Annotated in this window: 9 protein-coding genes; 8 read left to right on the top strand and 1 reads right to left on the bottom strand. The window is 45.8% G+C overall.

Annotated features, from left to right (window positions below):
- The first annotated feature begins 3 nt into the window (after positions 1-3).
- The 8 genes from H8Z76_RS06265 to H8Z76_RS06230 all read left to right on the top strand — a co-directional run bounded on the left by H8Z76_RS06265 (position 4) and on the right by H8Z76_RS06230 (position 10,196).
- On the top strand, positions 4-2,181 hold the full coding sequence (locus tag H8Z76_RS06265; protein WP_186981964.1) for a DUF4422 domain-containing protein: 2,178 nt from the start codon (positions 4-6) through the stop codon (positions 2,179-2,181).
- A 41-nt stretch (positions 2,182-2,222) separates the two neighbouring features.
- Positions 2,223-3,272, top strand: coding sequence for an NAD-dependent epimerase/dehydratase family protein (locus tag H8Z76_RS06260; RefSeq protein ID WP_186981963.1), 1,050 nt, complete (start codon positions 2,223-2,225; stop codon positions 3,270-3,272).
- Positions 3,273-3,333: 61 nt separating this feature from the next.
- Entirely contained in the window at positions 3,334-4,314 is a 981-nt protein-coding gene (locus tag H8Z76_RS06255; RefSeq protein ID WP_022516218.1) for an NAD-dependent 4,6-dehydratase LegB, read from the top strand.
- Positions 4,315-4,347: 33 nt separating this feature from the next.
- Positions 4,348-5,532, top strand: coding sequence for a LegC family aminotransferase (locus H8Z76_RS06250; RefSeq protein WP_022516219.1), 1,185 nt, complete (start codon positions 4,348-4,350; stop codon positions 5,530-5,532).
- An 89-nt stretch (positions 5,533-5,621) separates the two neighbouring features.
- Positions 5,622-6,167, top strand: coding sequence for a hypothetical protein (locus H8Z76_RS06245; protein ID WP_186981962.1), 546 nt, complete (start codon positions 5,622-5,624; stop codon positions 6,165-6,167).
- Between the two features lie 521 nt (positions 6,168-6,688).
- Entirely contained in the window at positions 6,689-7,825 is a 1,137-nt protein-coding gene (locus H8Z76_RS06240) for a glycosyltransferase (protein ID WP_186981961.1), read from the top strand.
- Positions 7,826-7,845: 20 nt separating this feature from the next.
- On the top strand, positions 7,846-9,030 hold the full coding sequence (locus H8Z76_RS06235) for a glycosyltransferase family protein (RefSeq protein WP_186981960.1): 1,185 nt from the start codon (positions 7,846-7,848) through the stop codon (positions 9,028-9,030).
- Positions 9,018-10,196: a CgeB family protein gene (locus H8Z76_RS06230; RefSeq protein WP_243240448.1), complete on the top strand. Its 1,179-nt coding sequence runs from the start codon at positions 9,018-9,020 to the stop codon at positions 10,194-10,196. The genes H8Z76_RS06235 and H8Z76_RS06230 overlap by 13 nt, the downstream gene beginning before the upstream one ends.
- A gap of 58 nt (positions 10,197-10,254) precedes the next feature.
- Here H8Z76_RS06230 and fliD read toward each other — a convergent pair whose 3' ends face one another.
- Positions 10,255-11,553 (bottom strand): flagellar filament capping protein FliD, encoded by a 1,299-nt coding sequence (gene fliD, locus H8Z76_RS06225; RefSeq protein WP_022516224.1) that lies wholly within the window; start codon positions 11,551-11,553, stop codon positions 10,255-10,257.
- Between the last annotated feature and the right edge of the window lie 196 nt (positions 11,554-11,749).

Genomic DNA, 11,749 nt, shown 5'->3' with positions numbered 1-11,749 from the left:
GATATGTATGATAGAAACCAGTGGATCGAACAATTAAAAAGCAGAGAACTTCTTATTTTTGGCGCCGGGAATATAGCGGAGGAAGTGGCATACTGCCTGCAAAGAAAGCCTTATGAGTTAAAGATTCACGGGTTTATGGTGTCAAAAAAAGAGGGGAACAGGAAGGAGATCTTCGGGCGCCCGGTGATCGACATCGCGGAGGGCAGACGTGAGTATCCGGATGCCTGTATTCTGCTTGCTGTCATGGAAAAATATCAGGATGAGATTCTGGATACTTTAGCGGAGAATGGATTTCATTCGGTGATCCCCTTGACATTTGAGAGCGATCTCTGGAGCGAACTGCGCGGAAATTATTACCGGGAGTGCAGGCTCAGTCAGGGAAAACCATATCTTACGCTGGAAGAGGAATTAAATGCGGTAGATGGTACAGAAAAAAAATCCGGGGCGCTTACGGTTTATATGGCAAAGTGCCATGTGGACAGACCACTGCCCGAAGAAGAAGTAGGCGAGATATGGGAGACGCCGATCCAGGTAGGAGCTGCCCTGACGGATCAGTGTATCGCAGAGGTATGCGACAATACGGGAGATCATATTTCAGAGAAGAACAAAGAATACTGTGAACTGACCGCGCTGTACTGGATCTGGAAAAACGGGAGGGCGGATTATGAAGGGCTGTGTCATTACAGAAGACACTTTGTCCTGGATGAAGAACAGAGAGAAAAACTGCTTTCTTCCGATATCGATGTGATCCTGACGATCCCGGTTTTCAATTATCCGGATGTGCGGACGGCATATTGCAGGGATCATGAGGCGGCAGACTGGGAGGTTATGCTGGAAGCGATCCGCGAGCTGCAGCCGGAATACTGGAACGCTGCGGATGAATTACAGCGCGGACAGTTTTATTATGGTTATAATATGCTGATCGCCAGAAAAGAGATCCTGGATGATTACTGTGCATGGCTGTTCCCGATCCTTGCATACTGCGAGAAAAAATGCGGAAAAAAGAGTGACGTCTATCAGAACCGTTACATCGGATTTCTGGCAGAGCGGCTGTTGTCCGTTTACTTTTTACATAATGAAGCGAAATATAAGATCGTACATGCAAAAAAGCATTTTATATCCGGACAGACCGCTTCCAAACGTAAGATTGCCATTTATGGGGCGCAGATGGTGGCGGTAAGCGTTTATTATGCGTTAAAGCAGTTAGAGCCCCAAAAGGAAGTTGTGGCGTTTCTGGTGAGTGATCCGGCGGGAAATCCAAAAACAGTTGACGGGATCCCGGTCATTCCTTTATCACAATTTGAAACAGAAAATGTTGAGATCGTGATCGCAACGCCGGAGAATTATCACGCAGAGATCACAGCGGAATTAGAAAAGAGGGGATTTTCTTCCTATATCTGTATAGATTCGAAAAAAGAAGCGGCGCTGATGGAACGGTACTATAAAAGCACCGGAAAATTTCGGACACTTCACGCATTAAAAAAGGGCAGTGAGAGACCGGAAGCAGCCGTGTATATGTCTAAGTTTGTGGGGGACAGACCGCTCAACCATTCCTGGGATATGCCGGACTGGGTACATCCGATCCAGGCGGGCGCGGCACTTACCGAAAAAAGAGTTGCGGAGATCACAGATGATACGGGAGACAACATTTCTGCAAAAAATGTGAACTACAGCGAACTTTCTGCAATGTACTGGATCGGCAGACATGCACATGCGGAGTACATGGGACTGTTTCACTATCGGAGGGTATTAGATATCACAGAGGAGGATCTGTACCGTTTAAGGGAAAATTCGGTTGATGTCATTTTGCCGTATCCAACACTGCAGGAACCGGACTGCAATGTGCATCACAGGCGTTATATCAGGGAGGCGGACTGGAAGGTGACGCTTGCGGTACTGCAGGAATACGCGCCGGAGTATGCAAAAGCGCTGCCGGAGATCTTTGCGGAAAAATATTTTTACAATTACAACATGTTTCTTGCGAGAGAAAAAGTATACAGAGATTTTTGTGACTGGCTGTTCCCAATCCTTGCACGGATCGAGGAGCGCAGTGAGCCGAAGGGAAACGAGCGGAAGGACCGCTATCTTGGTTATATCGGAGAAAATCTGACGACGCTTTATTTTAGGCATCACAGAAACGACCTGAATATCGTGCATACCGGGCGGCTGATGCTGACGTAGGAACGGCACATTTTGAAAAAGCAGCGAAAAGAGGGAGAAAAATGACGATTTACGAACGGGAGATAAAAAGAATTGCAGAAGGGGATCTGCCCTGGGAAAAGTTAGAAGGAAAAAGCATCTTGATCTCAGGGGCAACCGGGATGATCGGGAAATGCCTGGTGGATGTGCTGATGGCGAGAAATGTGAATGCCCCGCGTGAGAAGAGAATCCGGGTCGCTGCACTGAGCAGAAATGAGGAACGGGCAAAAGAACGGTTCGCTTCTTATATGGGAACAGAGGATTTTGTTTACAGGTCATGCGATGTAAACCGGGAAATTCCGGAGTGCGGGCAGGTGGACTATGTGATCCATGCGGCGAGCAACACGCATCCGGTGCAGTATGCGGGGGATCCGATCGGAACGATCGCGTCGAATGTGACAGGCACAAAAAATTTGCTGGATTATGCAGTTTCCCACGGAACAAAACACTTCTGTTTTCTGTCTTCGGTGGAGATATATGGCGAAAACCGCGGGGATGTGGAAAAATTTCCCGAGGGATATCTCGGCTATCTGGACTGCAACACGTTAAGGGCAGGGTATCCGGAGAGCAAACGTCTGGGCGAGACATTGTGCAACGCGTATCAGAAAACCTATGATCTTGATTTTTCGATTCCACGTCTGAGCCGTATTTATGGGCCGACCATGCTTTCGTCTGATACAAAAGCGATTTCCCAGTTTATAAAAAAAGCGAAAGCGGCAGAAGACATTGTACTGAAAAGTGAAGGCAATCAGAAATATTCGTATACATTCGTGACGGATGCGGTAGAAGCGATCCTTGTGGTCATGCTGTGTGGGGAGAGCGGAGAAGCTTATAATATCGCGGATGAAGCCTCGGACATCACCTTAAAAGAACTTGCGGGCATACTTGCGGATATCGCCGGGACGAAAGTGGTATTTGAGCTGCCGGAAGAGACAGAAAGACAGGGCTATTCCACCGCGACAAAAGCAATGCTGTCGGCGGAAAAATTAGAGAGACTGGGATGGCATGCGAGGGTGCACATGGAAGAGGGACTGCGTTTTTGCGTAAAGCAGGGTTCGGGCTTTCAGAATTGAGCCGGATGGGTTATAATAGTGGAAACAGAAATGAAAAATAAGGACTTGGAGGTATTTACATATGAAAAAAGTACTGGTAACAGGAGCGGACGGCTTTATCGGAAGTCATCTGACGGAAAGCCTGCTGGAAAAAGGCTATGACGTAAAGGCGTTTACTTTTTATAATTCTTTTAATACATGGGGCTGGCTGGATACGCTCCCGAAGGAAAAACTGCGTGAGATCGAGATCTTTTCCGGAGATGTCAGAGATCCAAACGGAGTGAGAGAGGCAATGACCGGCGTGGATGCGGTATTTCATCTGGCGGCGTTGATCGCGATCCCGTTCAGCTATCATTCACCGGATTCCTATGTGGATACCAACATCAAGGGCACTTTAAACGTGTTGCAGGCGGCAAGAATGCTGGAAACAGAGCGCGTGCTCATCACATCCACATCGGAAGTTTACGGAACGGCACAGTATGTCCCGATCGATGAAAAACATCCGTATCAGGGACAGTCTCCGTATTCGGCGACCAAGATCGGCGCAGACCGTCTCGCGGAAAGTTTTTACCGCAGCTTTAATCTGCCGGTATCTATTGTGCGCCCGTTCAATACGTTCGGACCGAGACAGTCGGCGCGTGCGGTCATCCCGACGATCATTTCCCAGCTGCTTGCAGGAAAAGAGGAGATCAAACTTGGCTCACTGACACCGACCAGGGATTTTAATTATGTAAAAGACACTGCGGCGGGATTTATTGCGATCGCGGAATCGGATCAGACGATCGGACAAGAGATCAACATTGCGACACAGCAGGAGATCTCGATCGGAGAACTGGCACAGGAGATCATCGCCCAGATCAATCCGAAAGCGAAGATCGTCTGCGATGAGCAGCGGCTGCGTCCGGAGAAGAGTGAAGTAAATCGTCTGCTCGGTTCTAATGCAAAGATCAAAGAACTGACAGACTGGCAGCAGAAATATACTTTTGCGCAGGGAATCGCAGAGACGATCGCCTGGATGAGAGATCATATGGATTCTTACAAAGCAGATATTTATAACGTATAAAAAAGCAAAAAAACAGGGCTGGAGGATAAAAATATGGGAAAATTTGTTCCGTTATCAATTCCGAATTTTGAGGGAAATGAAGAAAAATATGTACTGGATGCGGTGCATCAGGGCTGGGTATCGACAGGTGGAGCGTATATTACACAGCTGGAAGAAAAAATGGCGGAATTTTTGAATGTGCCGATGACCGTTGCCTGCCAGAGCGGAACGGCCGCGCTTCATCTGGCATTGATGGAATGCGGTGTACAGCCGGGCGACTGCGTGATCGTACCAACGGTAACATTTATTGCGGCAGTCAATCCTGTAAAATATCAGTTTGCAAGCCCTGTTTTTATGGACTGTGATGACAGTCTCTGCATGGATCCGGAGAAATTAAGACTTTTCTGTGAGACGGAATGTGAAAAGAAAGCGGATGGACTTTACCGGAAAGCAGACGGCTCGAAAGTAAAAGCGATTGTGGTGGTTCATGTGTTTGGAAATCTTGCAGATATGGAACGCATTATGCAGATCGCGGATCAGTATGGATTAAAAGTGATCGAAGACGCGACGGAAGCGCTCGGATCCAAATTTACAGAAGGAAAATATGCGGGACAGTATGCGGGAACGATCGGGGATTTTGGCGCATACTCGTTCAATGGAAATAAGATCATTACGACAGGCGGCGGTGGAGCGCTTACCGCAAAGGACTTAAATGCGGCAAAACATGCAAAGTATATATCCACGCAGGCAAAAGATGATGTACATTATTACATTCATAATGAAGTGGGCTACAATTACCGGATGACCAATCTTCAGGGAGCGCTTGGCGTTGCGCAGATGGAGGAACTGCCGGAGTTTATAGAAAGAAAACAGAAGAATTATTCCGTTTACCGGGAATTATTGCAGGACAGTAAAACCGGATATCTGCTGCCATTCCGTGAGGGAACCGAGTCCAACAAATGGTTCTATTCCTATGTCTTAGACCGCAATGTTGTAAAAGCGGAATTAAGAGATATTATCACGGAGCTGGAAAAAGAAGGAGTGCAGACCAGAGCGATCTGGGGACTGATCCATGAGCAGAAACCTTATGTCGATTGTACCGCTTTTCAGATCAAGAAAGCGAAAGAATACAGCAGGCGGGTGATCAATCTTCCGTGCAGCACGAATTTGAAAGAGGAAGATATTGTGTTTGTCGTGCAGGTACTGCAGCGTGTGCTGGAAAAGCTGAGTCAGGCATAACGTGGGTTATAAAAATTTAATAATTCGCAGTATTGCCTTTTGGCTGTCCTGACGCGTATAATATTTGTAAAAGGAAAGGAGGGAAGACCATGACAAATGATGAGCTGTTGCTTGCGATGTCTGATATGATGGATACAAAGCTGGCTGGGGCACTGCGGCCGGTAAGGGAAGATATTGCGGAGTTGAAGACGGATGTAGCAGAGTTGAAGACAGATGTAGCAGGTCTAAAGACAGACGTAGCGGGTCTAAAGACAGACGTAGCGGGTCTAAAGACAGACGTAGCGGGTCTAAAGACAGATGTAGCAGTGTTACAGGCGGACGTAGAGAACTTAAAGACCGGTATGGCGAAGCTGGAGACAGGGGTAGCAAAGTTAGAAAATGGGGTAGCAAAGTTAGAAAATGGAGTAGCGAAGTTAGAGATCGGTATGCAGAAGCTGGATGACCGCGTGACTAAGATAGAGCTGCATCTTGAAAATGTTACGGACAGAAATATAAAGATCCTCGCGGAAAACTATGTTCCGGCGACAAAGAGATTTGAAGAAGTAACATTGCAGATCCCGGATATGCAGTGCGACATTGAGGTGTTAAAAAACGTTACGGCAGAGCATTCAATCCTATTAGGAAAAATTTCATGACAGATTCAGATCTAAACTGTAATCGTTTTTGGTTATAGTTTCTTTTTCATATCAGTTATTATCTAAGAAGTCGGCAATCAATCTATTGCAAAAAATGATCAGATGTGTGTGGAGAAATTTATTTGCTCCGAAAAAGTCCCTGTGTTACAATAAAATACATAAAATTGGTCGGATGATTTATGACAGAAACGAAAGATCATCTTTGTTCTGCTTATGCCAAAAGTTGTTTTTAAATCGGTAAATGAGAAAAAACATCAAAAAAGTATGAAAAAAGTTAAAAACTTTCGCGAAACGACATGGTGTCCTTGAAAATGACCTGTTATAATTAAGAACGAAAAGAGTGAAACAAATCGCGAAAACAGTTCTGTTTTTGCACAGTGATCAAGCGAATTTGGCGAAAGACACATCTGCCACTTCCTGGCATTTTCGCCAAATTCGATTTAAAAAGACAAGAATGTGACAGATCAAGTGATCGATAAATAGATGTTGAAAGATACCAGAAATGGGTGGGAGAGGGAACGATGTGTGAGAGGAAACTTTCCGTTTGCATTATTGTAAAAAATGAAGAAGAAAATTTGAAAAAGTGCCTTCTGGCACTTTTGGCATTTCCGTTTGAAATTGTTGTGGTCGACACCGGTTCTGCAGATCGTACGGTAGAGGTGGCAAAAAGGTATACGGAACAGGTTTATGACTTCGCATGGTGTGATGATTTTGCGGCGGCCAAGAACTTTGCAATCCAAAAGGCGTCAAATGATCTGGTGCTGGTCTTAGACAGCGATGAATACATAGAGCCGATGTCGGAAAAGGAACTGAATGCGTTTCTTTGCCTGACAGCAAAGAATCCGGGGAAAGTTGGACGTATTAAAAGAAAAAACTTTTTTTCGGAGCATGGTGAGCGGCGGGAGAGCGTGGAATGGATCAACCGTATTTTTTCAAAAAGTGATTTTCATTATGAGGGGTGTATTCACGAACAGGTAAAAGCGCTTGATCATAGACCGTATGAGACTTATCTTACAGGGATTATGATCACGCACAGCGGATATGATCTGACACCGGAGCAAAAAAAGGCAAAAGCCGGGCGGAATATTACGTTGCTGCAAAAAGAGCTGGAGATGCTGTTGCGTGAGGAGGAGCATTCCGATGCGAAGACCGCGCGGGAAGAGACCGGGGGCGAGCGTCAAAAGCAGCTTCCGTATCTGTATTATCAGCTGGGCAAGAGCTTTTTTATGATGGAGGATTATGAAGAGGCCTGCAAATACTTTGATCAGGGACTGGGATTTGATCTGGATCCACGGGCGGAGTATGTGAGTGACATGGTGGAAAGTTACGGCTACGCGCTTTTAAACAGTGGAAAACAGACGCAGGCACTTGCGTTTGAAGGAATTTATGATGCGTTTTCTTACAGTGCGGACTTTTTGTTCCTGATGGGATTAATCTATATGAAAAATGCAAAATTCGAGGAAGCCATACAGGAATTCCTGCGTGCAGCAGAAAAGAAAGAGGCGAAGACGGTCGGAACCAATTCCTATCTGGCGTGGTATAATATCGGTGTGATCTACGAATGCCTGGACTATAAAGGGGAAGCCCTGGCTTATTATCGAAAATGCGGGGATTATGCGAAAGCAAAAAGCCGGTATGAGATTCTTGCAAAAAAATAAATGATTAGAGATATGAAAAAATGAAGAAAAAAATCGTATTGATCGAGGGTGTTTACGATACCATTGATCTGTTTACAAGAGAAATCAAAAAAGCGCTGGAGCAGATGGGCTGTGAGTGTCTGGTCTTAGATGCGGGGCATATGGAAGAGAGTCTGAAAGAATTTGCCCTTTTTGCCATGACACCGGTTTTTGCAGCCATTACATTTAACAATCTCGGGTACAATCTGGAGCTGTCTGAAGGAAAAAATATCTGGGAACAGTTTGAAATTCCATATGTAAACATTTTGATGGATCATCCATTTCACTATACCGGGCCGCTGGCGCATATGCCGAAGACAGCGTGGGTCTTTTGCACCGATAAAAATCATGGGGGTTTTATGCATCGCTTTTATCCCGAAATAGAACGGGTGGGATTTTTGCCACACGCGGGTGTGAAATTGCCGGGCGCGAAAAAGCGGATCAGGGATCGGAAGATAGAGGTGCTGTATGCGGGTTCGCTGCCGTTTTTTACTGCGGGAATGCTGGTTCCGGATCTGTCTGCGATCACGCAGTTTGACGCGATCGATATGTCAAGGCAGGTATTGGAAGATCTGATCAAAAATCCGGCGGTTACGACGGAGGATGCGATCGAGGCATATTTAAAAGAGCGAGGGATAGAACTTGAGGAGCCGGATCTGTTCGCGGGGATCGTAAAGATGCGTTTCCTGGATTCTTACGCGACCTCTTTTTTCAGGGAGCAGGCCGTGAAACTCCTGGTGGAGAGTGGAGTCTCCGTGACGGCTTATGGAACCGGGTGGAATGAATGTGAATGGAGCCACAATCCGCATCTGCATTATGGCGGAAAAGTTCTGGCGCCGGAGATTCTGCCGCTGATGTGTGAGGCAAAGATCGTCCTGAATACAATGACCTGGTATAAGGCGGGGGCACATGACCGTATATTTAATGGGATGTTAGCGGGAGCGTGTGTGGTTACGGATGATTCGGCTTATCTCAGAGAGGAATTTGAAGCTGAAAAAGCCATGGTTCGTTTTAAACTGGAAGAGATTGTAAGGCTGCCGGAGATCGTATGGGATCTATTGGATCATCCGGAAAAAATGCAGCAGATCGCGGATGTGGGGTATGAGAGCGCGAGTGAGAAACATACATGGGAAAGCCGTATGAAACAGGTGCTTTCCATGCTGGAGGGAACAGATTGCGGATTTTAATCTATAAATGGAAGGCATACAATTATCGTGATATAAAAGAAACGTTCCTGGCGATGGGGCATGAAGTGGATGTCATAGAGCAGAAACTGGAAAGCTATGACAGGGACGAGACATTTGAGCACAGGCTGGAACAGATGCTTAAAAACAAGAGATATGATTTTGTGTTTACGGTAAACTACTTTGCGGTAGTTTCCATTGTGTGCGAAAAATGCAACGTGAAATATCTGTCCTGGTCCTGCGATAATCCGCTGATCAGCATGTACCATCGCTCCGTGTTTTATAACTGCAATTACATTTTTAATTTTGACAAAAGTAACTGCCTGGAATTTCAGGGGATGGGGGTAAAGCACATGTATTACCTTCCCCTTGCAGTGGATACGGACCGGCTGGACGCGATCATAGACGGAGCGGACGATCTGGAACTGTACCGCAATGAGGTGGCGTTTGTGGGAAGCCTTTATGAACGCAACACCTACGATAAATTAAAGATTGTGCTGCCGGATTATCTGAAGGGGTATCTGGAGGCGGTGATGCAGGCACAGATGAGTGTGAGCGGCGCAAATATCATAGAGGAAATGCTGACACCGGATATCTTGGAACAGCTGCAGCAGTATTTTAAACTGGATAAATCGGAGGATTCTTTTTCGGATCTCGGACTTATTTTTTCTACAACAGTGCTTGGTTTTAAAATAGCCGCGATGCAGCGGAAAAGGGGACTGATCGCATTGTCCAGGCAGGTGCCGGTTTCTATTTATACCAACAGCAATACCAAAGAGCTGATCCGGGTGGACTACCGCGGATCCGTGGATTACTGGACACAGATGCCGAAAGTGTTCCGCATGAGCCGGATCAACCTTAATTTTACGATCCCGAATATCAAGACGGGACTGCCGCTTCGCATGTGGGATATCATGGGGGCAGGAGGCTTTCTGATGACAAATTTCCAGGCGGAACTTCCGGAAATCTTTGTGGAGGATCGTGATTTTGTCTGCTTTGACGGCGAGAAGGATCTGGTGGAGAAAAGTCTGTATTATCTGTCGCATGAGAAGGAGCGGGAAGCGATCGCGATGCACGGATATGAAAAGGTCAAAAAAATGCATTCCTACCGGATACGTCTGCAGCAGATGCTTGACATAGTATTTGGGGAAAAGCCGGAAGAAAGATAATAAAAAAGCGCTATTCAAAAGTCTGGTCGAAAAAACTTTGAATAGCGTTTTATCATATTTAACAGAACTGGTCTAACATCATGCCGGAGTAAATACTTGTGACATACGGAGCGATGAAATTATGCCCCGGATTTTTATAGGCAATAACGATTTTGTCCACATAAGCCATTGGATTTAAAGAAGCCTGGGAGGCTTTCTCTTTTAAAGTATCCTTAAAGCGGTTCAACGCTGAAAAATAAACCGGAGAATCTTCCTCAGTAACCGCGTCTGTTAAGGCGTCACGGTCAATATGGATAATGCCATCATCTGCAATGTCAAGCCCCATGGATTCAAATTCGTTGTAAAACCGATAGGCGACATTTGACATATCGTAGTACAGCTTGTGGCTTTCCGGCTGCGTGGAAGAATAGTTGTGGGCAGTTTCAATAATGCCGTTGTAGGAACTGACTAACTTCTCCACATTGTCCGCAATGGCGTCCGCATTCGTTTTAAAACCGATCACGGCAGGCTCATTTTCATTGCCGACACCGTGCAGCGTGACTTCAAACGTATTGTTGACGGTAAAAGTGTTGGACAGCGAAGAATGTTCCTTCCCATTTAATAGGAAAGAAGAATTGGCTGCCTGTGAAACCGTGTTGTCGATTCCGAGCGTGTCCATTGCCTGGATAGACGCATTTTCGGTACCCGGGTAGATGGAAAAAAGGGCCTTGCTTCCTTCCTCGAGACCGGTCTGTACAGATTCGATCTTTAAGGCACTCATATCGCGGTCATCCATAACAAGTTTGGCATTCAGTCCGACACCGGCACCGTTGATCAGCTTTGCAAGTTTGGCTAAGACACTGCGGTTAGTGTCATCTTCATTTACATTGAACTGAAATTCATAGGAATTGGAAACGGTATTTAAGTCAAATGAATAGCTGCCAGGCGCAAAATCGAGCGCATTATTTTTCAGATAATTGCCGTAGTTGACCTGCGGGCAGGCGAGCTGCTTTACCTCGATGGAAAAGCTGTCGGTGTTCTCCGCATCGTTCCCGTTTCCGACATATTCGGCGGTAACAAGATCTTCGTCACTTGAAACCGCAATTTTTTTCTGGAAATTACTCCACAGTCCATCCTCGCCTTCTGAGAGGGAAGACGCGACGTTCTGGATCCGTCTGGTATTTTCTTTGATATCGATCGCAAATTTTTTGACATCCCCCGAGGAAGAAATCTTGTACAGAGGAGATTCTTTGTTTAACTTCACGATGCGATTATAGGTGTTGCGCAGTTCGCTCTTTTTGTGCGTGTCATAACGTGACACAGCCGAACTGCCGTAAGTGTTCAGATAGTAAGAATAGGCAGAGTCAATCTTTGCCATGTTATCCCCTCCTTTCTTCCTTGAAATGAGTGCAAAAAGCACCGGGATAAATCAAAAATCCATTTTCAGATAAACCTATTATAATACGAAATCTTTCGTTTGTCACGAATTAGCTGTATCCGGAAAAGAATGTTTCCACCGGACACAATCTTCATTATTAACTTATTTCGGCAAAAAGTGAAAAATATTTAGAGAA

This window comes from Roseburia yibonii (genome assembly GCF_014297335.1).
GTDB lineage: Bacteria > Bacillota > Clostridia > Lachnospirales > Lachnospiraceae > Roseburia_D > Roseburia_D yibonii.
This window is presented reverse-complemented; position numbering and strand designations above follow the sequence as displayed.

What these genes read in the sequence shown, in the direction of transcription:
- H8Z76_RS06250 (WP_022516219.1), top strand. Translation starts at nt 4,348, where the DNA reads ATGGGAAAATTTGTTCCGTTATCAATTCCGAATTTTGAGGGAAATGAA.
- H8Z76_RS06235 (WP_186981960.1), top strand. Translation starts at nt 7,846, where the DNA reads ATGAAGAAAAAAATCGTATTGATCGAGGGTGTTTACGATACCATTGAT.
- fliD (WP_022516224.1), bottom strand. Translation starts at nt 11,553, where the DNA reads ATGGCAAAGATTGACTCTGCCTATTCTTACTATCTGAACACTTACGGC.
- H8Z76_RS06265 (WP_186981964.1), top strand. Translation starts at nt 4, where the DNA reads ATGTATGATAGAAACCAGTGGATCGAACAATTAAAAAGCAGAGAACTT.
- H8Z76_RS06245 (WP_186981962.1), top strand. Translation starts at nt 5,622, where the DNA reads ATGACAAATGATGAGCTGTTGCTTGCGATGTCTGATATGATGGATACA.
- H8Z76_RS06240 (WP_186981961.1), top strand. Translation starts at nt 6,689, where the DNA reads ATGTGTGAGAGGAAACTTTCCGTTTGCATTATTGTAAAAAATGAAGAA.
- H8Z76_RS06255 (WP_022516218.1), top strand. Translation starts at nt 3,334, where the DNA reads ATGAAAAAAGTACTGGTAACAGGAGCGGACGGCTTTATCGGAAGTCAT.
- H8Z76_RS06260 (WP_186981963.1), top strand. Translation starts at nt 2,223, where the DNA reads ATGACGATTTACGAACGGGAGATAAAAAGAATTGCAGAAGGGGATCTG.